Here is a 25,094-nt window from a genome sequence, read left to right as displayed (position 1 = left end):
AAATCAATAGATACGCATTGTTTTTTGTGCGCATCATGTAAGAGTAACGCAGTTTTTTGATGGATATTTTGTGAATGAAAGATTTTTTTTCTCTCTCTCACCTTCTCACTTTCTCACACTCTTACCTTCTCACTATTTTAACACAAAGCTCAGCCTGGCAAAGAGAAAGCGCCCGCCTACTCCGAATTGCTGTGCCCTTCTGGACCAGTCGAAACGGCCGCTGCTCCTGTTGTTCTGAATACCGGGAACATCGGGTTGAGAATCTCCTGTAAATGCCCTGTCGGGATAGATGTCAAACAGGTTGTTGGCCCCGACGGTCAGGGTGAGGGCATCGGAAACCTTATAGCCGAACGACAGGTCGGTTACGATCTTGGTACCGAATTCCTGTTGATTTTCTATAACATTGGTAGCCTCGGTGACTTTGCCGAAGAACACGTTTCTGAGAAATACGTTAAACCTGTCCGTGGTCAGATTGTTGGTCAGGTTAACCTTTGTTCTCGGCACGGCTTCTTCGAGGTAGATACGGCTTTCTTCCGGGAAATAGGTCTCTACCAGTCCGGCGTCTTCCAGTACCTGTGAAGCCTTGATATCGCCTACCCTGCGGGTTTGCGATAATGTGGCGGAGAGGTCGTTTTTCAGTTGTACATTATCGCTCAGGTAGGTTTTATGGGTAATGACCATGTCCAGGCCTTTGGATTCGGTATCAATAGCGTTGGAGAAGAAGGCTGCCCTGGAGGCATTGGCCTGGTTGAACAGGAGTTGCAGTTCTTCGTTATCACCTGGTTGAAACTGTCCGGTATATACAATGCGATCGTCTATGGCCACAAAGTAACCGTCGACAGTAAAGGTGATGTTGGCCTCGGGGAGTTTTGCCGTAAACCCTACGCTTATACTTTTTGAAGTTTCTTCCTTCAGGTCGGGAATGCCGAGCAATTTGGCTACACGACTGTCGTTGGCGAAGGTTCCTACTTCCTGCGGATTGCCCTGATTGTCAAACACAGTAGAGGTAGAATTGAAATACAACTGGTGCAGGGAAGGGGCGCGGAACCCTGTATTGAGTGCTGCCCGGAGGTTAAGGTTGTCCGTAGCCTTCACTCTTGTGGCTACCTTAAAATTGATCGTAGACCCGAAATCGGAATAATTCTCGAAACGGGAGGCCAGGCTGACCAGGAATCTTTCGGTTAAGTCAGCTTCTACGTCAAAATATCCCGCTATACTGGTCCGGTCGCGTTCAAGGGCATTGGTTTCGGAAAAACCGGGAAACACCTGGGAACCTCCCGGTCTCGGGCTACCGAAAAAATCTGTCCGGGGTTGTTGGGTATCCGTGGTGATGGGGATTCCGTTTACGTCATACTGAACATAAGAAGCCTGTTCGCCTTCGGTGATCTCGTATTTTTCAAAACGATGTTCCGCTCCGAATGCAATGTTCAATCCGGCGAAAACATCTTCGTAAAAGCGGTTGATGTCCAGATTGGTGGTGTTTTGCGTAAAGGCGAACCCTCCGGCATCGAAGCGGGTGGGGGAAGCGTTGAGCATGGAAGCGTTGGAAGTGTTTGATATTTCATAATCAAAAGAGTTCCTTCCGTAAGTATTGCTGAAATCTACGTTCCATTCGTTTATTTTTCCCTTGATCCCCACGGAAAGGGAGCGGTCCTTGATCTTGGAGTTGATCTCAGGCAAAAAGCCATTGATGTAGGCCGGAGTATAAGTCCTTGCTTCACCGGGCATGCGGTAGAACCCGGCAGAATTCCCGGCGCGGGAACTGATCCCGGCAAAGGAGTAGAGCTCGGTGCCGTTATCGTCCAGCGGCAGGGAGAAATTGGCCATAAAGCGCCCTCCCCTCAGGGCGGACTGTCCCACCCGCATGTTAAAATCGGTTCTTTGAAGACCGCGGGCGGCCAGCTCTTCATCGGTGACATCATAGAAGTAGCTGTTGTAATCGCTTTGTTCTGTTACCGGATCATAGGGGTTTTGGTAGTTTTTTAAAGCATTTCTCATATCGTTTATGCTGTTGGCTCCTGCGATCCGGGCTTTAAGATCCGTATCAAAATAGGGAACCTGCGCCCCGTATTGTTTAATGGCATCCACATCGGTAAAAAGGTCACTGATGTCATAACCGTTGGCATTGGCTACATATTCTATGGAGTTATAGGCGTTGAAAATACCGCCTTCCCATTCTTTCATCCGGTTATAATCGTCGCGGTAATCAAAGTCCCCGGTGAAGTTTATAAACCCACCTTTATCTCCCAGGGCAAGCCCGTAGTTGGCGCTTATGTTGGTAGTGGCACCGTCAATACCCCCGGTCTGTTCTTCGGCATTTCTGGAGAAGTTTGCGCCGGTGGTGGCGGTTACGGTAAGTTCATTGACATTTTTGTTGAGCACAATGTTTATTACCCCTGCAATGGCATCAGAACCGTATTGTGCGGCCGCTCCGTCCCGAAGCACTTCGATCCGTTGGATGGCTGCAGCGGGAATGGCGTTGAGGTCGGTGCCTACGTTACCCCGTCCGAAGGTTCCGTTGACATTGATCAGGGAAGAAGTATGCCTTCTCTTGCCGTTGATGAGCACCAGTACCTGGTCCGGCCCCAGTCCCCTGAGGGAAGCGGGGTCTATGTGGTCCGTTCCGTCCGATATGGTCTGTGTGTTGGAAGAAAAGGAGGGGGCTACGTAATTGAGTATCTGGTTGAGGTTGACCTGAGGCCCCTGCGATGTCAGTTCCTTCATGTCAATAACGTCAACAGGCACTGCTGTTTCGGTAGCGGTCCTGGCCGGGTTCCGGGAGCCGACAACTACCACGTTCTCAAGGGCAACACCCGATTCGAGCTGTACATCCAGGCCGGCAGAGCTCACGGTGACCTGTTTGCTTTCAAATCCGACATAGGAAAACAGGAGTACATTGCCCATGGCGGCATCAATGGCATAGTTTCCGTCAAAATCTGTTGTGGTTCCCTGAGTGGTCCCTTTAACGGTAATAGAGACCCCTACGAGAGGTTCTCCGGATTCGTCGGTGACTTTCCCGGAAACAGTGATGTCCTGGGAAAAACCGTATGCAAAGCATAAACATAGGATAAGGGATGGTAATATTCTTTTCATAAATAAATATTTTGAGTGTTGATATCTTCAAAAATATGTTAAATAATTGTAATGCGGGCATTCCTGGTCGTTAAAATGAGATTTTATGGCGTGTGTACGTAGCTTATATCTGATCATCGTGTCATGTATGGAAGTGCTTAAAAAGAAAAAAGGCTCCTGACAGAACCTTTACCAAATGGATATTATACTATGTGCGGACGCTCGGGCCCATGTGGGGCAACAACGAACGATAGTGGTTTACAGATCTTAAAAGATGCCCTGCAGAGGTTTGTTTTTAATGCCAATACCGGCATGGTTAAAATCCAGCTTTTCTTTGAGCAGGGCGGCATACACACTTCTAAAATCGGTCTCGTATTTCAGGTCGCCCTGATCCAGGTCGGCGAGGTTGGGGTTCTGTCCTATTACGGTTCCCTTATTGTTCCCTCCTATAATAAACATCGGGGCGGCTGTTCCGTGGTCGGTGCCTTTGCCGTTGTCGCGCACCCTTCTTCCGAATTCGGAAAAAATGACTATTGTGGTGTTTTGCAATAATCCTGCCTGTTTAAGATCCTTATAAAAGCTATGCACAACATTGTTGAGCTGGGTAAGTTGTCTTGCGTGCAGCCCCAATTGGTTGTTGTGGGTATCAAACCCCCCGAGAGAGGTATAATATACTTTGGTATTGAGGTTTCCCTTTATTAAACGGGCTATCCACTGTAAATTCCTGCCCAACCCGCTTTTGGGGTACATATTGGAATTTTTTGCCTTTTTTAAAGCCTGCTGAATTTGTTCCGAGCCTTCGGTAACCGAATTGGCGATTTTCCGGGCAAAATCCAGTTGCGGGTTGTCGGACAGTTTTACGGCCTGTTCATTCGTGTTTTTATACTTAAACTGGTTGGGGTTCTTTACGGTAATAAAATTGGGTTCATTGGCCAGTAGTGCCAGATTATCCGTATTATCGAGATTAATCCCGGCTGTGGGGTTGTGATCTTTACATTGCAGTTCCAGGTACCTGCCCAGCCAGCCTTCGTTTAAATACTGATCTTCGGGAGTAGCCGTTTGCCAGATCTCCCGGCTCCTGAAATGTGAACGGTTGGGGTGTGGGTAACCTACATTCTGGATCACGGTCAGGTCTCCCTGCTGCTGGATATCGGCAAAACCTTTTAATGCAGGATGAAAGGCCATGCCCTTGTCCTTTCCGATGACTTTATCCTTATGCAGGCCAATGGCAGGCCTTGCTTCGTGGTATAAGGGATCGTCGATGGGAATAAAGGTGTTAAGGCCGTCATTGCCTCCATTGAGCTGGATAAAAACTACGGATTGCTCTCCCATGGATAGACGGGGTTGAGCTCCGTAGGAAAAGAGAAAGTCGGGGAGGAGTAATGTGCCTCCCGTTAATGTTCCTGTGACCGTTAAGAAATTTCGCCTATTCATTTTTTTGAACTTTTAAAGTTTATATACCCTTTTTCGATATATCCTGTTTTCAGATTAATTGATATTCCGGGGTTTTTGCGATATACCGGAACAGGCGGAGCACGGCCTTTTCTGCATTGGCGTTCTGCGGGTCAAAATCGTAGGTCAGAATACTTTCCATGTCACTTTGCAGCGTATCACTGACCTGAAAAAGCGTTCGGTCGGTGACCTCTTTGATGATCTGCTTGTTGTTATCGTTCTTATTCCAGTCCAGGTGTACTTTAATGTTTTGCACCCCGGTTTTTTTCCCGGACATCGGATGCGCTTCACGATACCGTCCGTTAGACAGGGCATCTGCTATTTTATTCCGCTAAAGAAATAATTGAGAGGTCAGCCATGCCTTACCGCCGTCCCATCCCTTTACATTGGGCTGGTTAAACAGGTCCATGCCCTGTCCGCTTATAAACGTGGCCACAGTGATATTGCTCACTTCATCGGCATGCAGTTCTTCTATGAGTTGTAAAATATAGACCAGCGGGTCTTTTATTTTCATTCCCGCGCTGGGTTTATCGTATTCCTCTTTCACCATTTTGGTAAAGAAGGGCTCTATTTCAAAATCTACACTTTTCAGATAATCACCGTAATATTTTACAAGCTCATCGGCTGGTTCATCATAGATAAACCATTTCAGGATCTTTTCGGTGATGAAATAGGGGGTGTTTTCCTGTTCAAAAATGATGTCAATGATGTCATCGGCCTTAAATTTCCCCGTTTTTCCTAAAAAGGTGATCGTCTCATTGTTTTCAATTTTCTTTCGGTACCTTCCCTTTCCGTGATCTCCGAAGTTCAGCCCGGCCAAAGCCTTTGCCCCGTTCTTAATATCCTCTTCACTGTAATGGCCGATGCCGAGGGCAAACAGCTCCAGCAATTCACGGCTCAGGTTTTCGTTGATCTTTTTGTTTTTATTGTTGTTGTTGTCCAGGTATTTGAGCATGGCATTGGACCTGATGATCTGCTTTGTCAATGTTTTATAATTGCCAAAGGCATTTTTTCGCAAGATCATACTGTGTTCATAGACCCAATAGTTGTCCTTTACTTTTTGCCAAGTGGAAACAAAGTGATTGTGCCAGAAACAGGTCATTTTTTCCCGTAAGGGGAAATCGCTATGGCGCATTTGATCTATCCACCAGTCCTTGAGTTGAAAATGTACTTTCCGCTCCTTTTTTCTGTTCATCTGTTTTTCTTCCGGAGAGGCTTCGCTTTGTTGCTTTCGGAATTCCCGTAGTTCGGGAAGTGTTTTCGGGGTATCGGACAGGCAGTCGGGGACGACATCGGGATATGGCGCATTGTAAGCGCTTCGAAGAAAAGATTCAATGCCCTGTTCTTTAATTTTCCCGGCTTGTTTTGAAGAAAATCCTAACCGTAAAGACCACAAATACGCTAATTGCATTATCCTGATGATTTCGTCTACTAAAGATAACCAAATTTTATGCCGACTATTGTTTTGAAAATTAGCATTTTGATTTTATTAACGTTAATTTCCTTGTTCTCTCCCGGAACGTTAGGCCTTTTCAAGGATATTGTTGTTTTTTCAGGGTTCGTTACACTTGTACTGAGCTTTATCGAAGTAAACGCTTTTTACGATGGCTACTCGTTGTCGTTTTGCTCAAACGAGTACCAGTAGGATTGTACCGGATTTGGAATAGATTTACACTATTTCCCGGTTGATCTGATAGTTCTCATCGTCAAAACAAACGATGATCACTTCACTGATCCGGTGTTCGGAACTTTCGAGAAAATCCCGGATAGACCTATGTGCTGTTTCTGCGGCCAATGGTTTGGGAAACCGGTAAACCCCCGTGCTGATGTTGGGAAAGGCTATGGTCTTGCATTGATGGTCGCGGGCCAGTTTCAATGCATTCTGATAACAATGATATAATAGTTCCGGTTCTCCGTTTTTGCCCCCGTTCCAGACCGGCCCTACGGTATGGATTACATATCCGGCGGGTAAATTACCGGCCGTGGTTATTACGGCTTCGCCTGTTCTGCACCCTCCCTGCCTGGCTAAGATCTTTTTGCAATCTTCCAGTATTGCCGGGCCCCCGGCCTTGTGAATGGCTCCGTCCACGCCTCCGCCACCCATGAGTGAATTATTTGCGGCGTTGACTATGGCATCGGCTTTTATTTGGGTGATATCTCCTTTTATGATCTGTATCATTCGGACTTGTTTTTGTTTTCATATTCCCGGACGATTACAAAGTATATGACGTAAAGCCATCCAAAAATTCCGTGTAAGACAGCATACAGGACCGATTTATTCCTATCCCAGGAAATAACTACGGCAATTGCGCTTCCGAGTCCTATGCCATTCCTGGTAATAGTTTGTTTTATGCCGGGACCTCCGTTTTGCTGACTATAACATTCCAGCGAAAGGAGTAGTAAAAAGATCAGGGACAGTTTTATTTTGTTCATCGATTTAAAGTTTTCGATTGTTTTTTTGTTTGGTGGTCTTGTTTCGTTTTATGTCCATCAGTTTTCTCCTGAGAATGTTTTTCCAACCCAATAAAGACTTGTTAAAAGTACTTAAAATCCTTAAATCTCACGATAGCTTTCTGTCATCTGAGTCCAAAGATCACAAAAACATATCATCGTCTTGTTTGAAAATTCTGTATATAAGGGTATGCCTGTCCAAATCAGCCCGCAATAAAGTCTAAATTGCACCTTTTAAAAGGGGTGTATAGACGTTATCTTTGGGGAGTAAATTATTAACAATCAAAACAGAAAGACTATGAGTACACACAACATTGCAACCCGGGAAGAGTGGCTGAAGGCTCGACTGCAACTGCTCAAAAAGGAAAAAGAACACATGCGGCAGGGAGACAAACTTACCGAGGAAAGGCTGGCACTCCCGTGGGTACGTATCGAAAAAGAGTATACCTTCGAAACCGACAAGGGGCCAAAGACCCTGGCAGAACTTTTCGCCGGACGATCACAACTCCTCGTTTATCACTTTATGTTCGATTTCGGATTCCGGGTCAATGAGGACAATCCGGGATGTACGGGCTGTTCTTTCGTCGCTGATCACTTCGACGGGGCACTTCAGCACCTCAATGGTCACGACATAACCCTGGTAGCCGAGTCAATTGCTCCGCTCGAACCTTTACGCGCCTATGCACGGCGAATGGGCTGGAATTTTCCCTGGATCTCCTCTCTGGGCAGTGACTTTAAGTACGATTTTGGTGCCGCCTTCACGGAGAAGCAGCAAAAGGAAGGTGCGGATTACAATTTCCGCCGTGTTGAGCAGCCTGAGCCACAGCGTGAGGGGATGAGCGCTTTTGCGCTTAAGGACGGAATGGTGTATCATACCTATTCTACGTACGACCGGGGTGTGGAACAAATAATGAGTACGCTCCGGATGCTCGATATGGCTCCGCAAGGCCGCAAAAATGAAAGCTGGCGCCGCCACGACGAGTATGAAAACGGGGGTGCATCATCCTGTTGTCAATAAAAAAACAGCACAAAGATGAAACCGTCGATCATCCAAAACAGTATGGCAGCCGGTGCTTCTGTCTTAGCCGTGATGGCTACGAAACTTTGTTGCTGGGCACCGGCTATTGCCGCGCTGTTTGGCAGTGCGAGCTATCTGGCATGGTTGCAGCCCATGAAACCGTATTTAATGACCGTGGCCTTAGTATCGATAGGTCATAGTCATTACAAGGCTTATTTCGCGAAAAATACAAGGGGTTGTACCGGTACTTGCAGCACAAAAAAACAGCCGGGGTTTTTTCAATCAAAAACATGGTTATGGCTGTTGACGGTATTGGTTATAGGGTTGCTGGTTTTTAGTTATTTGAGTTTGTGATAGTATCGATAAGGAACAATGAAGATACGGACAATTCTTAATTACAGTTTCACGGGCTACTGTCAATTTATGCCTGTTTCGATTTCAATGGTCTGTTTTTTCCCGGGCGGATTTTTAATTCGGATATTGATTCTGGTGTAGTTCCAGGTGTTATTGATCCGGTTGGCTGAGATATCCATTCTGGCTTTTCCTTTGGTTCCTTTAACCCGGATAGTTGAGTTAACCGTTCTGTTATCATTGCTGTATTTAACCTGGCCTTCTATGATCGCCATTTTGTCGATCGGTTTGATCTCTCCAAGTAATTCCGTTACCCGTTCGTCCGATTTTGCTTTTTCCAGTGCATTTTCATAGAGTTTGGTATCGGCATAGGCCTGAACCAGGTCTGTTGCCATTCCATCCATTCCGGATGAGAAGAAAGCGGCAATGAAAATTACCATGATCCCGCACATCGTTACAAACCATTTCCGGTTCCGTTTCCACCAGCTTTTTTGTTCAATGAGTTCGTTGTTCATGGTTTAATTTTTTCTTTTAATTCACCTGAAGTTTCATCATGATGTCCGTTTGTTCGTCATCTCCCAGTTTAAAAATATGCTTGTCGAATTCTACAAAACCGTTTTTCTTATAAAACCGGATGGCTCTCGGGTTTTCTTCCCAAACACCAAGCCATACGTAGTCTACGCCCTTTTGTCTGGAGATCTCCATGGCCTTTTCATAAAGCAGTTGCCCCACCTTTTTTCCGTGAAATTCCTTTAACACATAGATGCGTTCAATCTCGAGGGCATTTTTGTCCTTCACTTCGGTTTGTGATTGCCCGACATTGATCTTTAAATACCCGATGACGTTATCGCCGAGCACTGCAAAGTAAAATTCGGAGTTTTTGTCGGATAGCTCTGTTTGCAGTTTTTCCATAGAAAATGAATTATCCAGATAGGCTTTCATGTCTTCTTCACTGTTGCCTGAAGAAAAAGTTTCAGCGAATGTCTGTTTTCCGATGTTCTGCAATTCTTCGATATTGCGGAGGGTTACTTTTCTTACTTCAATATTTTCCATTCCTATCCTGTTTTGTATTGTAGTTTATACACAAAAATACATAATTAACCATTTAATGAAAAAGGAGATGTTCTGTGCAGGATGGGATTGGTGTTGCTCTGTGTTTTAGTCTGGAATACTGCCGGGAAGAAGGTTATGGTAACTGTTCTTTAAAGCAGCTCTACAATCTGAATATTATTTCCGCAGGTATCATCGAACACGGCGATTTTCACCGTTCCCATTGCTGTGGGCTTTACACTGAACGTTACACCGAGGTTGACCAGGCGTTCATATTCTTCCCGGACATCATCTACATTGAATTGTGTGTATGGAATTCCGGCATCGAAGAGTGCTTTTTGATAGGTTTTGGCCGGTTCAAAACCATGGGGGGACGGTTCCAGTAAGACCTCCGTTCCTTCCTGTTCTTCTTTGGCCACTACGGTTAACCAGCGGCCGCCTTCGCCCAGGGGGATATCGTGTTTTTTTACGAAGCCCAGTTTATCAGTGTAAAATGCCAGTGCTTTGTCCTGGTCCAGAACGGGAATGCTAATGACTCTGACTTTCATCTTTATATGTTTTTAGATTAATGGGTGCAAGTTCCCGAATCGGTTTTTAATTCACTTTGTAAAAATTGCTCTTTTTGATATTCAACGGGGGGAAGTCCTATCCTGTTTTTAAAAAGTGTACTGAATGAGCTGGGGGTCTCAAAACCTGCGCAGTAGCACGCTTCGGATACGCTCATTCCCTTTTTTAAATAGTGCTTTGATGCTTCAATACGCCTGAAGGTCAGGTATTGCTTGGGCGTGATCCCGTAGTATTTTTTAAACAGCCGAAGCAGATGAAATTTTGAAGTGTAGCGGATGTGAGACAGCAGGTCGAGGTTCACTTCTTTATCGAAATTATTGTCAATAAAACGCCTGGTGGCGATGACGGTTTGAACCTGTTTGTCATTGGAATAGCAAATTTCCCTGATCCGGTTTATTTCTGTTTGATAGAAGGTCATGGTTTTGTATCAATCACATTACTGATGATATACAAATATACATAATTAACCCCTTCAATATAAGCTGTGACAAGACAGGCTTTGGGCCTGCGGCAAGTCAATGAATTTTAAGCGGTTTTGTTGAAGGTCATTATTTCCCTTTCAAAATAAACCTGTTCTTTTTCTTCAGGATGATTTTTTACGTCGCAATAGTATACTCCTCTTGCAAATACCCTGACGACCAGGGGCCGTGTAGGGTTTACTTTGGCGCAGACCATATCTCCTGTTTTAAATAAGTTGCTCATGGCTTTTGTTTTTAGGTTATACCTCTAATTCATCATAACCACTTTTCAGAATGATGGAAAGCATTTTAAACCTTTGATTGGCTTCTATGCTATGAGGGGTGTGCCCCGGAATGATCATACAATCGCCATTTTGTAAATACTTGGATTGTTCATTGATAACGACTTCGGCTTCTCCTTCAATGATCTGGATGAATGTTGAAAACGGTGTTGCCTTGGGAATATAAACTTTGCCATAGTCTATGGCCAGGGCCATGATATTCCCGGTCTTTTCATTCAGAATATGTTTTGTGACTATGGAGTTTGATACATAATTCAGCTTATCTGTAATTCTGAAAGCAATTGATTTTTTAAACTCTTGATTTTCCATGGCCCCTGTACCTTTTTGTTGAACGAAGTTTATTCGTAGTTTTTAGTTCTTTTTTTCTCTGCCTTGGCCTGCTTTTTTTCTTTTGCTGTTTTCGAGGCCGGGGTCTTACTGTCTTTTTGTTTGCCTTTTCTCTCTTTTGACATGATTTTCGTTGTTAAACTGTTAATGATCTTTTGGAGAAAGTTAAGTTAAATAGCGGGGCTTCTGTTACAGAACTGATATTATAATTTACATATATCACAGGTTCTGAAAAACAAGAAAAGAACAGCCTGTTCAATGACTGTCCTTTTCATTTGAGTTAGATTTTAACTGATCTTGCCTGTATTAAGAACAAGCCTGGTGGTTTGTTTTTAAAATGTCAATCACTTCGTTGCGGTTTTTTTCTAACCGGGTTTCGATTCTTTTAAATAAATCTGTTTCTTTACCGGTTTCAAACTTTACATCTTCGCTGGTAAGTTTCGGGTATTTTTCTTTTAAGGCATTGGATTGTTTTGCCCAATCGCCCTGCACCTTAAAAAGTTCGCTCATTTTGTGCTCTCCCTGTTTATTCTTGTTTTCCATGATATTGTAGTTTTTGTGCGTACTTCATTGTACTGATACAAAGGTGAGTACTAATACTATATAATATGTTACACAACTAAAACGGAAGGTTACACATGTTACAGGTTTTCCAGGGTATCCTTTCTTTTTTCGCCCAGTCTTTTATAAAATGAAGGAGAATGCCCGGTGACTTTTTTGAATTGGTTAGACAGGTGGGCCACACTGCTGTAATGTAACCTGTACGAGATCTCGGTAAGGTTTAATTCGTCGTAAAGTATAAGCTCTTTTGCTTTTTCTATTTTGTGCTTAATGATAAAATGCTGTATAGTTATACCTTTGACCTCTGAAAACAGATTGGACAGGTAGATGTAATTATAGCCGAGCTTTTCACTAATGTAATCGGAATAGTTCCCTTTGGGGATTTCTTCGGCATAGTGTATCATTTCTATAATGACCCCCTTAATTTTATCGACGAGAATACTTTTTTTGTCATCCAGTAATTCCAGACCCGACGCAGCGAGGTTTAATTTCAGTTCCTGTTTTTGTGCTTCGGTGATATCTTCTTTAATTTCTATCATGCCCAGCTCAATACTGATATGATGTAGCCCGAGTTTTTCCAACTCCTGTTTAACGAGGAGCTTACATCTTAAACTTACCATGTATTTGACATATAGTTTCATAAAAAAATGTGACCTGGATCACTGATTTTACCGGAATCCATCCGCATAACAGGGATGATTTGAGATATGATCTTCAAAAAATCGATCAGGGCTTTGACCGTTTAAAGGGTTAAAGCTATGGTATTCCTGTCTTCGTTGCCCCGTTTTTTCAGTATATCTTTTAGGGAAAGCATTTTAAACAGTCATTAAAGTAAAAGGTTTAATATACGGATTATTCACCGGTTTTCCGGATTAGGAGAAATATATGATTTCTGATTATAAATTGTTTGATTGCGGGTACTGTGGTTCGTATTGTATTTTTGCTTCGGGCCAGAACTGCCTGTTCCACTAAAGCAAGGAGCGGGATGCTCGCGACAATGCTACTGAAAATTTACGATCAGATCATAATTCATTCCCGCTTGCACCAGCATGGGGGGACTTGAAATGATTTTTGTCGTTTTGTCAATATTATTCATGATAACCTTTTGCTACAAGTCGTTTTGAAATCCACCAATAATTTCCGCTCGGGTCAATTATACCTGACTGTCGGTCTTGATAATCCATATCGGCTGGTTCAAATTCAACTTTGGCTCCGAATTCGGCCGCTCTTTTGTGGATTTCGTCAACGTCATCAACATATAAGTAAAATGCCGTTCGCATATGTAAAAATTGTCCTCTTGCCTGACTTATCATAAAGCAGGAACTTCCTATTTTTAAAATTACGTTCGCAATATCACCATTTTGTGAATTCATTGATCGGTTGATTTCTTCTGCATAGAAGGCTTTTTTAAGAAAATCAATCAGTTCATTCGGGTTTTCCACAAATAAATATCCGCTTACTGTTCCAAATCCTTCTGGTCGGTACGTGTCAAATATTTTGTTCATTATCGTGATTTTTTTCAGCTTGTTGCCAACACATAAATATACATAATTACCTATTCCGTTTAATATAAGTCCCAAACCTCAAAAAGTATCAACAGTCCTACCTCTAAAACCTCATATCTAACATCTAAAAAGGCCCCGAATCCCCGGAGCCCTTTAACCAAATCGATAAAATCCATTGACATCTTACGCCTCCAATGTCCTGTCTATCCCGGAACACTCGCCTAATGGCGGGGTGTGTTAAATGATTTGTACTTAGATCATAATTTAAAAAAGATTAGTAGAGATCGGGAATTATATTATTCCCATTTTGTTCTTAATTCAGTATTAATCGGATACTTTTTTGGAGAGAAATTATACCAATAAGTTGTTCCAAAACATTTGTGCGGAAGTATTGAATCTATTTCAATAAAAAATTTCCAATCTGGCGCTCGTTTGCAAAGAATAAGAATGTATTCTGACATTTGTAATGTCTTTTTTAGTGCGTTACAAACGCTTTTACGATGGGTGCTCGTTTCCGCTTTGCTCAAACGAGCACCAGTGGAGATTGTCTATCCAAATTAAATAGTTGACCTATACCATATTCAACTATTTTGGATGTCTCTCTGTGAATAATTATGTTTGTGTCTAAAAGTATTTTCATTTAGTATCCTTTAGTATTATAATTATATACACTTCATAAATAACAAAGTCCCAAATTAGCTACTTTTTATAAACTTATGAGAGACGCCCAAGTTGGCGGGAGTATCCTGCCTCATCTAACTCTTATTTGCAACGAGTCCCGCTGGGTTTATTCCGTTCGGTATAATTTTGGTTCAGCAATTCCCTTTTCTAAATACATTTCTTTATTCATTTCGAAGTGTCTTTTTGGGATTTCATTCAAGTAATTTTCGCTATACCCAAATCCGATTGTTTTTCTTCTGTTATTATCCTGTGACAATGTTTAGTGATTCGTTGTTTTGTCTGGAGTAAACAGCTTCCATTGACCTTCTGATACGACTTCAATGGCATTGCCGGTAACTTTAAGGGCAGTCTGGTCGTCAATGGCATATGACGGCACGGGGAGGGTTGCAGCCAGTTTTTCGAGGTTTGCCAAAGTGTTTTCCGGAAACCATTCATGATTGAGATGCGGATGCAGGGCAAAATCGAGCAACCCCAGTGATTTATCGGTTTCTGCCGGGAGTGTATGATTGCCATAAGTTGTTCCATAGCGGGTCATGATCATACTCCCGGCACTCAGGCCTACGTAGACTGTTTTGTGTAACAGTGACGGAAAGAGCTTTGCCAGTCCGCTCTGCTGCATCCAATAGCACAGATATTGACAGTCGCCACCTCCCACCAGCAGGGCGTCAGTATCCTGAAGCATGGGCACCCAAAGTTCTTTCTTTACAGTGGGCAATGTTGTGAGTTCCAATATTCCAAGCGACTTCCAGCCCAATTTACAAAAGGGGTCGCCCAACGTTCCGCATATTACCTTTCGTGCAATGTCAGCACCATCGGTTATGGCATACATAGCGGTGGGGATGAAAAGAGCACTGGACTCTGCAATCGGTTTGCCCAGGAGGTCAGTAAGTGCATTCTGGATGCTCGTATTGCTTATGCCTGCGGAGGTGAGGAGGAGTTTCATGTTTATACAATAGGTATTGTGTGTTTGGAATGGTTTGAGATGGCGTTCAGTTGGAAACTGGTAGCAACCGGGGCCCAGACGTTAGGTATAACTCTGAATTTTTATATTTTTCCCATGGCCCGGGCTTTCAAACTCCCGATATCTCGGGACAGGTTCTCCGATCCCGATCTCAATCGGGACCACCTCCCTTCGTCTGAAGGGAGGACCCTTTTAGAAAAATTCAAATAAGGTTACAGTTTAAGGCGCCTTCATTTCAAAGAGTTTATCCATTATTCATGTTAGTTTAATCCCCAATAAAGTAATCCGCTTATTAGCCATAATAATATCCATTGTCCCAATTTCAAATAGTTCTTTGGAAATTTCCTGGAAATAGTGATTACTATTAAGAACACAATTCCATAACCAAGAAAATAAATTGCTAATATTTGAAGCAGCAGTTTTTCATTTTCTAAAAAGTCAGTAAAGTTTATTATTCCAAGTCCAATGGAGGCAAATAATAAGTCAAACGAAACCCAATGCCAGCCACATCTTACCATGGTCCATTTTTCTCGTTTTAAATGCTTTTCGTCATTTTCAGGCTCAAATATTTTCAGTTCTCCATCACCTGTAAACATATGAATGAAGAAGGCTAATAAAGTCAGAATATTGGCTATTAAAACCGGTATGTCCATAGTGTTTGTTTTTTGTTCTCATGTCTCCGCTCGCGCCAGCCTGGGCTTTGATCTTTATAATGATTTCATATCTTTTGCCATAAACGATAGGTCGTTATTAAATTGATGCCCTCCACCGGTTATTTTGCGAACAGTGGCCTGCGGCAGGTTTTGTGTGTAAAATTTGAGATGGGTAAACGGTACTTCTTCGTCATCTTTGCAATGGTAGAGAAAAATCGGAATATCCTTCGGTATACTATCTGCAAAATTCTTGTGCAGCTTAATGCCTTGTTTCCAATCTTCGTCACCACTCCAATAGGGTGGGGCGGCCAGAAAAAGTCCGTCAATTTTTTTCTGTACCCGGTTTTCCGACAAATATTTCAAAAGCATGGAAGCGCCGAAAGAGTGTCCCGCCAAAATGATCTTTTCACCAGTCAATGAAATCTCTTTCCCGATTTGTTTAAGCCATCCGAAATCCGGAAGCGTGTCGTTGAAATGTATTTCAGGGTTGTATACCTCATAGGCATCTCCCAATTCCTTTCTAAGGGAATCAGCTAATTTAGTGTCTGCTTTATAACCGCCTTCGCCCCCTCCATGTATAAATAATATTTGTTTTTTCATTTTTATCATTGTTTTTAAATAGGTGTGCCCATAAATGACCGTTTAAAAAATTTCCACCCAACAATATACAACATTCTGTAAATCATCGGGTAAGTAAAGGATAGCCTTTGGCCCCGGGGCTGTTTTTTATAGAATAGTTTACCGTCGTAGCCCATATTGCGGATATATTCGAAAAAAGCTTTGTATCGGGAAGGCTGCTTTATCGCAGGGAATACCTGTTTGATACCGGGGATCGTCTATTTTACAATGAAGGAGGCTTATTTTTACCGGGGAACGGCCTGTTTTATCCTGAACACGGATTGTTTTTGTAAGGGGGGCACGAAGACACAAAGGCACAAAGGCACAACGCAGGTCATAGCCTTCCTTGTGCCTTTTCGGTATGTTGTAATGTTTATGCTTCTCTTTTTACAGGTCACGCCTTTTCAGCAGCGCATAAGACCAGTAGATGAACAGGGCGGTCCAGGCGAGTGCAATGGCTATGGAATACCAATGCACGGCATAATCGCGGGAGATGTCTTCGCCTATTTGCCCTGCTACGGTCTTTACGGCCGATAGCCGTGTCCAGGGTTCTTTGATAAGGTTGCTCATGGCATCGAGCGGGAAGAACTGGGATATGCTTGCCGCAGTAGCACCGTCTGACTGCCAGCGGATGACCATATAGAACAGCCCTTCGAGGATCTGCCACAAAAAGAGAAAGCCCAGCGCAAAGGCCGACCGTTTCACCAGGATGCCCAGGAACAGGCAGAACGAGAAAAAGCTCACCAGCTTTATAAAAAAGGCCAGGAGGTATTGCAGGTCCGAAAAGATAATGGACATTTCGTTAAAATCGGAATAGAAAAGCCCCAGGATCAGGGATACCGTAAAGACAAATACCGTGGAAATGGCTGCAAAGCTGAGCACGGTAAGGAATTTGGAGTAGATAAACTCCCATTTGCTCAATCCGTCGATGAGGTTTTGCTTTATGGTCTTGTTGCTGTATTCGTTGGCCGTCATGGATACGATAACTATGGCCAGGAACAGTTTAAAAAAAGCCGCGACATAGGTGTTAAAGTGCCAGATATAGGGAAAATTGAAAATACCCTGTTCGGCCAGGTGAAATTTCACAGGGCCGATATCGAACCTAACGGCGGCGATAAGCGCTATGGACAACAACAGTACAAAATAGGCCACAATAAGGAATTTACTGGCCCGGTTGTTCCACAGTTTTATGGATTCTATCTGTAATAAGCGAAGCATATTTTTATTGTTTCAGGTTTGTATTCGAAGGTTGCCGGATAGGGCTTTGGAGAACGATCCCCCTCTGCCTTCGGCATCTCCCCCCGAGGGGGAGAAAGTTTTCTTTTAAACTTTGTTAATTAGTTCACTTTGGTAGAGAAAAGATCGAAACTCTCCCCTAAGGGGAGATGCCGAAGGCAGAGGGGACTTCCCTCAACTACGATCCGTGTTCTCATTATCAAATGATCTCATTAACAAACTGGCACATTATCAATCCCCCGTAAGCGTCAAAAACTGCTCTTCCAGGCTTTCCTTCCGCTTAACGAGGTGCGAGAGTATAATGCCATTGTCGAACATCAGTTTATTAAAGGCCTCCGCTTCCATGGGTTCGTTGAGGAAGGCGGTGATGGTGCTGTTCTCCTCCTTGAGGTCTTTAAAGGCATGGCTTTCCCGGAGCAGTGACAGGGCCTTATCGCGGTCCTTGCAGCGGAGTTCAAAGAAACCGTGGCTGGCCACCATTTGGTCTACCCTTCCGGAATATAGTTTTTCGCCTTTGCGGAGCACCACCACATGGGTGCATACTTTCTCCACTTCGTCCAGCAGGTGCGAGGCGAGGAGGATGGTGGTTCCGTTGGAGGCGATCTTTTTGATGATCTCCCTGATCTGGTGAATACCCTGGGGGTCGAGCCCGTTGGTGGGTTCGTCGAGGATCAGGATCTCGGGGTCGTTGAGCAGGGCAGAGGCAATGGCCAGGCGCTGTTTCATTCCGAGGGAATAGTTTTTGAACTTACTGTCTTTACGGTCATACAAGCCCACCACTTCCAGCTTTTCCTGTATTTTTTCGCGGGGTACGCCCTTGATCTTGCATACGAGGTCCAGGTTTTTTTCGGCGGACATATACGGGTAGAAATTGGGCCGTTCTATGATGGCCCCCACTTTTTTCAGGGCGTCATGGGTCGTGACTTTCCCGTCAAACCACTCAAAACTGCCCTTGGTTTTGTTCACTACGTTGAGCACAATACCGAGTGTGGTGGATTTTCCGCTGCCGTTAGGCCCCAGGATACCGTAAACGTTCCCTTTTTCGATGGAAAAGGAAAGGTCTTTCACTGCCGTGAGGTAACCGAATTTCTTGGTAAGGTTCCGGATGTTTAAAATGGTTTCCAAAGTATTCGTTTTTAACGATTTTACATAACCTGACGAAAAAAATACGATTTTGTTACAAACTATTGGCCGAATTGGCCGATTATTTTTTTGAACGATTCCCGGAGGTGCGGTTCGTTTTTCAACTCTGAAGGCTTTTGTATATGGTGATACGCATATTTACTTCTAAAGAAAGCCCGCTTTGTGCCCTCTGTGAAAAACTTTGCGGCCTTTGTGGTTAATAACAGTGCGTTTTTGGTCATGCCACAGAGGTGCACGGGAGTTTTCACAGAGATACACAAAGGAGAGGGGAATTCGAGGTATGGTGTTGTAATTTTTAGCCTGCCTGCTCATAGCTACGGTAAAAAAATGCTTAAGTTTGAAAAAGAAACCACTTTTATTGCACTGAAGATGGAAGAAGAAAAGTTGATGTCGAAAAAGAAACCCGCCTTTCCGGTGACGAAAAAACTGCACGGGTACCTGAGAGAGTATAACCGAACGATCAAGTTCCCTATTTTTTATGATGATCTGTTGCGTTTTTCGGGTTCTACGGTGGTGTATGACAGAAATGATGAAGATACACTCTGGATACGGGTATACTATAACGAATTTGATGACCAGGAGATAGACCTGAGCCTGAAAAGGGTCTATTCCATATTGCATTCGGACGGTAGCGATGCCATTTTGCAGTTTCTCAATGTAGATGCCATTGATTACTGTACGTTCGGCAATTCCAAGCCTTTCCGCATTAAGGTGAGGAACGTGTTAAACGACAACTATACCTATTTCTACGTCAAAAAAGCCGATGCCTCCCGTATTTACGGGCTGGAACTGGAGCATATGCTTTCGCCCTATAACCTGAACTTCCTGGTCTATAAGGATACCCTGATCGAAGAACATATAGCAGGTATCCCCGGCGATGTTTTTATGAAGGAATTGTTGCCCATATGTTCTGAAATGGAAAAATCACAGATCGCCAAAGAGTTTGTAAAGTTCAACGAACGCTGTATGATACGGCTGTTGGGCGATATGCGGTCGTATAACTACGTCATTGTCCCTACGCACGATTTTGATCATGTGGTCTATAAGATCAGGGCCATAGATTTTGATCAGCAGTGTTATGAAGGAAAGTTCAAAGTGTATCGTCCGCAGTTTTTTAAGGAAAACATTATTATGGTAAACCTGGTGCGCGATAAATTGCAGCGCAGTTCGGTAGACCAGTACAAGGTAGAGGAACGGTCTATCGTGGCCAAACGGCTGATCAGTTGTCACGAACGTATGGAAGAACTGCTGGACTGTGCCAGGACCGATACGATCTCCATACCCGAAAACGTAGAGCAGTTAAAGATGGAGATCTTACAGTTTGTACAGGATGTAGAGTTTAAAAAAGCCCGCAACATGGGCGAGGTCCTGGGAGCGGCCCTCGATTTTGTAAAGCGGAATTACGAAGATATCAGTACGAGGCGGTTGTTTAACGGGTCTTAGGGGTGAGAAAGTGAGAGGGTGAGAGGTGGAATATCAAAATAATAAAATCTCACCCTCTCACTTTCTCACCCTCTCACATCTCTGACTAACTCTTTTCTTCCTTATTGAAGTATACGAGGTAATAGTACATCTGTTTTTCCTCGTCCCAGCCTTTTTCCACAAACTTCTCGGCAGATTCGGGATTTATAAAATCCATTTTGATCTGGATGTTGGTATCGAGGTTGATGACGTTCTTGATCTTTTTCCGTGCTTCGGAAACGGCCTTGTTGGCTATGGGGAAATTGGAAACATCCTCGATATGATATTTTGGCCCTTTCTCTACCTTGTAGTGCTTAAACTCGGGGATCAGTTCCGGATTGTCCATTACTTCGTTGAGGAAATTGGTCTCTTCGAAGTCATCGTTTTTGGCAAAGTGGTTTACGGCGCGGTTCATAAACATCACTTCCTGTTTTTTGTCTTCTGCCGGGAGCACTACGTCCTTGGCAAAGTCCTGGCAGAATTTGAGGTATTTCTTGGTGAAGTAGTTTTCATCGGTAAGGGCATCCACACCGAGGAAGTTTTCCACCCAGTATTTCGCATCGTAACGGTTGCTGTCTACGGAGAGTATTTTGTAGCCTTCTTCTTTGTGTACATTAAAGATGAGGCAACCCTTGTCCAGCTTGTTAATGTTCACCCCTTGCTGGATAACGATGTCCAGGTTGGTCTCGCTTTCGCGGAACTGGAGAAAATCGTGCTTCAGCTCGCTTTTGAAGATACCGATGGCATCGATCTTTTCATTGTCCATGACCATATCGCTGAAATAGGTCACGTAGACCTCTCCGCTCTTGATGTGGGGATGGTTGGACTGGTCGAAGAGATGTGTGGCGATTTTTTTAGAATTCTCATGGGTGCTTGCCGGGTTGGTGAACATGTCTGAGATGATATCGTAAAGCGGATGAAACTCCACATCGACCTCGTTGGCAAAGCGGAAATAGTTTTCTTCCTTTTCCCGGAAGGGTTTGAGGAAGTATTCTTTAAGGATGGCCGTGATCTCGTCGTTCAGGAGATAGGGCTCGCGCGATAAAAAAATGTCTTCGTTCCTGCTCTTGTTGCCCACACGGTGCACAGAGAGGCTTTCTATTTGTGACGGATAAAGGTTTAGCATATGGTTTTAAATCTTGTTCTGTTTTTAGGCCACGAATACACTAATGTTTTTTGAGTGGGTGTATTTGTGGTATGTTGTTTTTTAATTATTTGTTGTTGGTTTGTCGTTTTCTTTTGCCACAGATACACGAATGTTTTGAGTTGTTCTTTCGAAACATCTTTATGAACTATATTTCAGTCGATTTAAAAGAACATCGGTCCCCGGTCTCCCGTCATCCATCCCCAATAACTCCATAACTCCGAACTCCCAAACTCATCAACTCCAAAACTAACTGCGCTCTCAATTCCAGTTTTCGTCAAAATCGAGATTGTCGTAGTCGTCGATGTCCATTCCGAGGTCATTAAAGTCTTCGGAAAGACCTTCTTCAGCTTCGAATTGCTTTTCGGGAGGGAACTCCGGAAGCTGTCCGTGGGCGAACAGCAGGTTGGGATAGGCCCGGCCGTCTTCTTTTTCGGCAATATCGGCCAGTTCTACGAAAAAAGTCCACATATTTAAAAAATCATAGATATAGATAAGCCTGGTACTTTCTTCGTTTATGGCATCTTCGAGCGTGGTTTCGCTCATAAGGCGTACGGCATCGTCCTGGCCTTCCCCCATGTCGAAAAGAGAGATCTCTTCGCCCTGGTTCCATTCGTCATCACTGAGGTAGAACGAAGCCATTTCGGAGCCTTCGAAACCAAAGGCCTGCGTGATGGTATTGTGAAACTCCTCCAGTGAGTCCCCGGCTTCTATTTCGATATCCCTGAAGACGTCTTCCTCGGCATCCAGTATTATTCGGAATTTATAAATCATATTGTGTTACTTGGTATTGTATAGTATTTAATAGTCCTTACGTTATGCTGAACTTGCCTGTACTGAGTACAATCGAAGTGTTTCAGCATCCCATTACGGTGATCGGACAATCGCCATGAGGCCCTGAAATTGAAGATTCGGCGAAGCCAAACAAGTTCAGGGTGGCGATGTGTCTTTTTCCCATCCTTTTCCGGGGGTAAAGTTACAAAGATTTCGCGGCATGCCTGGTATCGAGCAACAGATAAAACTGTACCCCGAACAGCACCGATGCAATAACGAGGTGAACAGGCTGGGAAGCCAACGGAAAATCAAAGTAAGCCATGACTATACCGCTGAGTATTTCAATTCCTATCAGGATCATCACCCAGTTTAAACGCGAATAATGCAATTGTCTTTTACGGTTGAGGATATACAGAAATACATTAACGACCAGTACCAATATGGAAAACGAACGGTGGATGTAAAATGTGAGGTCCGGATTATGGAGCCATATGGCACGTGCGGTGTCGCCCAGAAGTTTGGCCTGGTCGTCGACAAACTGTCTTACCTGGGTGCCCAGTACTACTTGTATCACAGTAAGGATAAGGGCCAGCCATACGAGATTGGTGAACAGGGTGTTGACCTTATAGCTTTTTTCCCTGTTTCTTGTGATATGTAAAATGTATAATACCAGGGCCACAATGGCCAATGCCATCACCATGTGAATAGTGATCTTTACAGGGGCTAGCAAAGAATAGACCACTGTGGCCCCAAGCCATGCCTGGAAGCCCATGCCGAACACGGCCAGCCAGGAAAGCAGGGTCACAGTCTTGTTCTTTTTCCAGAAAGTAAATGAGGCCATAGCCATAAACAATGTGGCAAACCCGGCCAGCGCTCCGAACAGGCGGTTGATGTATTCTGTCCAGGTGTGGGAGGGATTGAACACGGCATAGTCGTGCCTGGTGTAGGGCTCCCAATGGTCCGGGATGAATTTGTCTGTTGTGGTGAAATTTTCTTTAGCTACCAGCAATGCTTCTTCCCGGATGATGATATGCCCTTTTTTAAATGACCTGCCGGGCTGCCAGAGGAGCTGTGATTCCTCGGTAGGGGGGATGTAATATCCGAAACATTTGGGCCAGTCCGGACAGCCCATGCCGCTCCCTGTCATCCGGACGAGGGCACCGGCTACTATTACCATATAGATAAGGACCAATGTTATTTTGGTAATAGTTCTGAAATTGTTCTTAAGCCATGAACGCATGACGGTTTTTTTAGTTCTTAGTTTATTGTTTTTGGAGTTTTAACGATTGAAACTTATTGCTTCTTAAGATTAAAACGTTCCAATTTTTGTTAGTCACAAATACACTAATGTTTTTTGAAGCTGTTCCTCCGGAACTTCCCTTGTGTTACACAGACCGTATTAAAGGCTCCCCTCTTCAGATGAAGGCCTGTACTGAGCACTTCGGCAAGCTCAGTATATCACTTGTCAAAGTAGGGGTGTCCCGCTTGCGGGACGGGGAGTTTGACCAGGCCCATGTCCTGGGATAATCCCGGAACATTTATATTTTCCCTGTGGCCAGGGCTTTCTAACTCCCGATATCTCGGGACAGGCTCTCCGCTCCCGATCAGAGATCGGAACCACCTCCCTTCATCACAAAGCCTGTGCCGAGCTTGTCGAAGCAGGAGGAGCTTTTTTATTTCTTGTTTGATAAGAACGTTGGGTTCGGGGTTGAATTATTTATTTGCTTGCATTCGGTCAATTATAAGGAAAACATCCGTCACCGGTCCTCCATCACCCGCCCTCAATAACTCCGAACCCCCAAACTCCTCAACTCCAAAACTCCTCAACTCCAAAACTCACTCCCCGGACTCCAACCCCAGCTCTTTTCCCTTCTTCAGCATAAATTCACGGGCAGCTTCATATTCGTTCGGGATCTCTCCTTCGAGGATGGCTTCTTTTATCGCATCCTTGATGATACCGATTTCCTTTGAAGGCTTCAGGTTAAAGGTTTTCATGATATCTTCACCGCTAATGGGAGGCTGGAAATTCCGGACGTGGTCGCGTTCTTCGACTTCCACGATCTTTTGCCGTACGACCTTAAAGTTATTGTGATATTTTTTAAACTTTTTCGGATTTTTGGTGGTAATATCGGCCTCGCAGAGGGTCATCAGGTCTTCTACATGGTCCCCGGCATCGAAAACAAGCCTGCGCACGGCAGAGTCGGTAACGATGTCCTGGGCAAGGACGATAGGGCGGGAACTCATCAACACCATTTTCTGTACGAATTTCATCTTGTCGTTGAGGGGCATACGCAGTCTTTTAAAGAGCTTGTATACCATTTTGCTTCCTACAAATTCGTGCCCGTGAAAGGTCCAGCCTATTTTTTTGTCGAACCTCTTGGTTGGGGCTTTCCCGATGTCGTGCAGGAGAGCAGCCCAACGCAGCCAGAGGTCGTCGGTATTTTCGGCAATATTATCTACCACCTCCAGGGTGTGCCAGAAGTTGTCCTTGTGGCGTTGCCCTTCCTTTTCCTCAATGCCCTGGAGCCTGGTGAGTTCCGGAAGGATAATATGCAGTAAGCCTGTTTTGTAAAGGAGGCCGAAGCCTGTCGAAGGCTTGTCGCACATCAGTATTTTATGCAGTTCATCGACCGTGCGTTCCCTGGAAATGATCTTTATCCTGTTACTGTTGCGCGAAATAGCTTCAAAGGAGGCGGGTTCTATTTTAAAGTTGAGCTGTGCCGCAAAACGGATGGCCCGGAGCATGCGCAAGGGGTCGTCTGAATAGGTGATATCCGGGTCCAACGGAGTGCGGATAAGTTTTTGTTTCAGATCGTCCACGCCGCCGAAAGGATCGAGCAGGTCGCCAAAATTTTCCTGGCGGAGAGATAAGGCCAACGCATTAATGGTAAAGTCACGGCGGTTCTGGTCGTCCTGGAGCGTACCGTTCTCTACGATGGGTTTCCGGCTGTCCGAGCGGTAACTTTCCTTGCGGGCGCCTACAAATTCCACTTCGAGATCATTCCATCGCAACATGGCAGTACCGAAGTTCTTAAAGATCTGTACCTTTGGTTTTTTAGGTAGTTTTCCAGCCACTTTTCGGGCAAGGTCTATACCGCTCCCTACGGCTACGATGTCTATGTCTTTTGGTATATTGCGTTGCAGGAGATAGTCCCGGACAAAGCCGCCTATGACATAACTGTCGACATCCAATTCTTTGGCAGCTTCCGAAATGATCCTGAATATATCCTGTTGTAATGCTTCTTTATAATTTTGTTTTGCCACGCTTTTTGGTATTCGATGTTTCCGGCGGTCTGTATTCGGTATTCG

28 protein-coding genes are annotated in these 25,094 nt (G+C 44.3%); 4 read left to right on the top strand and 24 right to left on the bottom strand.

The genetic code is table 11. The features are described from left to right. Positions 1-132: 132 nt before the first annotated feature. From KN811_RS07120 to KN811_RS07100, 6 genes are all read right to left on the bottom strand, one after another. Positions 133-3,093, bottom strand: coding sequence for a TonB-dependent receptor (locus KN811_RS07120; RefSeq protein WP_187965160.1), 2,961 nt, complete (start codon positions 3,091-3,093; stop codon positions 133-135). Between the two features lie 246 nt (positions 3,094-3,339). Beyond that, positions 3,340-4,506 (bottom strand): DUF1501 domain-containing protein, encoded by a 1,167-nt coding sequence (locus KN811_RS07115; protein ID WP_187965161.1) that lies wholly within the window; start codon positions 4,504-4,506, stop codon positions 3,340-3,342. A gap of 49 nt (positions 4,507-4,555) precedes the next feature. Then, positions 4,556-4,801 (bottom strand): hypothetical protein, encoded by a 246-nt coding sequence (locus KN811_RS21800; protein ID WP_247716427.1) that lies wholly within the window; start codon positions 4,799-4,801, stop codon positions 4,556-4,558. 54 nt (positions 4,802-4,855) lie between these two features. Continuing rightward, the gene (locus tag KN811_RS07110) at positions 4,856-5,935 is read right to left on the bottom strand and encodes a DUF1800 family protein (RefSeq protein WP_247716426.1); all 1,080 of its coding nucleotides are present in this window, start codon (positions 5,933-5,935) and stop codon (positions 4,856-4,858) included. 258 nt (positions 5,936-6,193) lie between these two features. Beyond that, positions 6,194-6,703: an O-acetyl-ADP-ribose deacetylase gene (locus KN811_RS07105; RefSeq protein WP_187965162.1), complete on the bottom strand. Its 510-nt coding sequence runs from the start codon at positions 6,701-6,703 to the stop codon at positions 6,194-6,196. Next, on the bottom strand, positions 6,700-6,957 hold the full coding sequence (locus KN811_RS07100; RefSeq protein ID WP_187965163.1) for a hypothetical protein: 258 nt from the start codon (positions 6,955-6,957) through the stop codon (positions 6,700-6,702). Before KN811_RS07100 ends, KN811_RS07105 begins: the two co-directional genes overlap by 4 nt. A gap of 316 nt (positions 6,958-7,273) precedes the next feature. Between KN811_RS07100 and KN811_RS07095 the strand changes: the two genes are divergently transcribed. Together KN811_RS07095 and KN811_RS07090 are read left to right on the top strand one after the other, a co-directional pair. Beyond that, positions 7,274-7,993, top strand: coding sequence for a DUF899 domain-containing protein (locus KN811_RS07095; RefSeq protein WP_187965164.1), 720 nt, complete (start codon positions 7,274-7,276; stop codon positions 7,991-7,993). A gap of 15 nt (positions 7,994-8,008) precedes the next feature. Continuing rightward, positions 8,009-8,347, top strand: coding sequence for a hypothetical protein (locus KN811_RS07090; RefSeq protein WP_187965165.1), 339 nt, complete (start codon positions 8,009-8,011; stop codon positions 8,345-8,347). Positions 8,348-8,409: 62 nt separating this feature from the next. Here KN811_RS07090 and KN811_RS07085 read toward each other — a convergent pair whose 3' ends face one another. The 14 genes from KN811_RS07085 to KN811_RS07020 all read right to left on the bottom strand — a co-directional run bounded on the left by KN811_RS07085 (position 8,410) and on the right by KN811_RS07020 (position 18,388). Continuing rightward, the gene (locus tag KN811_RS07085; RefSeq protein ID WP_187965166.1) at positions 8,410-8,859 is read right to left on the bottom strand and encodes a cytochrome c oxidase assembly factor Coa1 family protein; all 450 of its coding nucleotides are present in this window, start codon (positions 8,857-8,859) and stop codon (positions 8,410-8,412) included. A 16-nt stretch (positions 8,860-8,875) separates the two neighbouring features. Beyond that, the gene (locus tag KN811_RS07080; protein WP_187965167.1) at positions 8,876-9,397 is read right to left on the bottom strand and encodes a GNAT family N-acetyltransferase; all 522 of its coding nucleotides are present in this window, start codon (positions 9,395-9,397) and stop codon (positions 8,876-8,878) included. A gap of 149 nt (positions 9,398-9,546) precedes the next feature. After that, on the bottom strand, positions 9,547-9,942 hold the full coding sequence (locus KN811_RS07075) for a VOC family protein (protein ID WP_187965168.1): 396 nt from the start codon (positions 9,940-9,942) through the stop codon (positions 9,547-9,549). Between the two features lie 17 nt (positions 9,943-9,959). After that, positions 9,960-10,379: a helix-turn-helix domain-containing protein gene (locus KN811_RS07070; RefSeq protein ID WP_187965169.1), complete on the bottom strand. Its 420-nt coding sequence runs from the start codon at positions 10,377-10,379 to the stop codon at positions 9,960-9,962. Positions 10,380-10,486: 107 nt separating this feature from the next. After that, entirely contained in the window at positions 10,487-10,663 is a 177-nt protein-coding gene (locus tag KN811_RS07065) for a hypothetical protein (RefSeq protein WP_187965170.1), read from the bottom strand. Positions 10,664-10,679: 16 nt separating this feature from the next. Beyond that, positions 10,680-11,030 carry a cupin domain-containing protein gene (locus tag KN811_RS07060; RefSeq protein WP_187965171.1) on the bottom strand — a complete coding sequence of 117 codons (351 nt, stop codon included), beginning with the start codon at positions 11,028-11,030 and terminating at the stop codon, positions 10,680-10,682. Between the two features lie 324 nt (positions 11,031-11,354). Then, on the bottom strand, positions 11,355-11,591 hold the full coding sequence (locus KN811_RS07055; RefSeq protein WP_216334743.1) for a hypothetical protein: 237 nt from the start codon (positions 11,589-11,591) through the stop codon (positions 11,355-11,357). Between the two features lie 98 nt (positions 11,592-11,689). Further along, positions 11,690-12,229 carry a helix-turn-helix domain-containing protein gene (locus tag KN811_RS07050; protein ID WP_247716425.1) on the bottom strand — a complete coding sequence of 180 codons (540 nt, stop codon included), beginning with the start codon at positions 12,227-12,229 and terminating at the stop codon, positions 11,690-11,692. A 468-nt stretch (positions 12,230-12,697) separates the two neighbouring features. Then, complete coding sequence (locus tag KN811_RS07045; protein WP_187965173.1) at positions 12,698-13,114, bottom strand: VOC family protein; 417 nt, start codon at positions 13,112-13,114, stop codon at positions 12,698-12,700. Positions 13,115-14,054: 940 nt separating this feature from the next. After that, positions 14,055-14,738, bottom strand: coding sequence for a Type 1 glutamine amidotransferase-like domain-containing protein (locus tag KN811_RS07040; protein ID WP_187965174.1), 684 nt, complete (start codon positions 14,736-14,738; stop codon positions 14,055-14,057). Positions 14,739-15,016: 278 nt separating this feature from the next. After that, positions 15,017-15,409, bottom strand: coding sequence for a hypothetical protein (locus KN811_RS07035; protein WP_187965175.1), 393 nt, complete (start codon positions 15,407-15,409; stop codon positions 15,017-15,019). Between the two features lie 54 nt (positions 15,410-15,463). Next, on the bottom strand, positions 15,464-16,009 hold the full coding sequence (locus tag KN811_RS07030) for an alpha/beta hydrolase (RefSeq protein WP_187965176.1): 546 nt from the start codon (positions 16,007-16,009) through the stop codon (positions 15,464-15,466). A 405-nt stretch (positions 16,010-16,414) separates the two neighbouring features. Further along, positions 16,415-17,245 carry an ABC transporter permease gene (locus KN811_RS07025; protein WP_187965177.1) on the bottom strand — a complete coding sequence of 277 codons (831 nt, stop codon included), beginning with the start codon at positions 17,243-17,245 and terminating at the stop codon, positions 16,415-16,417. A gap of 249 nt (positions 17,246-17,494) precedes the next feature. Next, complete coding sequence (locus KN811_RS07020) at positions 17,495-18,388, bottom strand: ABC transporter ATP-binding protein (RefSeq protein ID WP_187965178.1); 894 nt, start codon at positions 18,386-18,388, stop codon at positions 17,495-17,497. A 387-nt stretch (positions 18,389-18,775) separates the two neighbouring features. Here KN811_RS07020 and KN811_RS07015 point away from each other — a divergent pair, with 387 nt between their 5' ends. After that, entirely contained in the window at positions 18,776-19,849 is a 1,074-nt protein-coding gene (locus KN811_RS07015) for a hypothetical protein (RefSeq protein ID WP_187965213.1), read from the top strand. Positions 19,850-19,934: 85 nt separating this feature from the next. Here the strand turns inward: KN811_RS07015 and KN811_RS07010 are convergent, their stop codons facing one another. The 3 genes from KN811_RS07010 to KN811_RS07000 form a co-directional block, all read right to left on the bottom strand. After that, positions 19,935-20,993, bottom strand: a complete 1,059-nt coding sequence (locus KN811_RS07010; RefSeq protein WP_187965179.1) for a nucleoid-associated protein — start codon at positions 20,991-20,993, stop codon at positions 19,935-19,937. A gap of 279 nt (positions 20,994-21,272) precedes the next feature. Further along, complete coding sequence (locus tag KN811_RS07005) at positions 21,273-21,785, bottom strand: IS1096 element passenger TnpR family protein (RefSeq protein ID WP_187965180.1); 513 nt, start codon at positions 21,783-21,785, stop codon at positions 21,273-21,275. A gap of 202 nt (positions 21,786-21,987) precedes the next feature. Further along, a complete protein-coding gene (locus KN811_RS07000; protein ID WP_187965181.1) occupies positions 21,988-23,025 on the bottom strand; it encodes a COX15/CtaA family protein in 1,038 nt (345 codons plus the stop codon). 86 nt (positions 23,026-23,111) lie between these two features. On the opposite strand from KN811_RS07000, the gene KN811_RS06995 reads away from it, so the two are divergent. Continuing rightward, positions 23,112-23,312, top strand: a complete 201-nt coding sequence (locus KN811_RS06995) for a hypothetical protein (protein WP_187965182.1) — start codon at positions 23,112-23,114, stop codon at positions 23,310-23,312. A gap of 309 nt (positions 23,313-23,621) precedes the next feature. Here the strand turns inward: KN811_RS06995 and KN811_RS06990 are convergent, their stop codons facing one another. Beyond that, positions 23,622-25,049: a tRNA nucleotidyltransferase/poly(A) polymerase-related protein gene (locus KN811_RS06990; protein WP_187965183.1), complete on the bottom strand. Its 1,428-nt coding sequence runs from the start codon at positions 25,047-25,049 to the stop codon at positions 23,622-23,624. Between the last annotated feature and the right edge of the window lie 45 nt (positions 25,050-25,094).

The organism is Sinomicrobium weinanense (assembly GCF_018863395.1).
Classification (GTDB): Bacteria; Bacteroidota; Bacteroidia; order Flavobacteriales; family Flavobacteriaceae; genus Sinomicrobium; species Sinomicrobium weinanense.
Note: the sequence above shows the minus strand (reverse complement) of the source record. Positions and strands in the feature narration are given on the sequence as shown.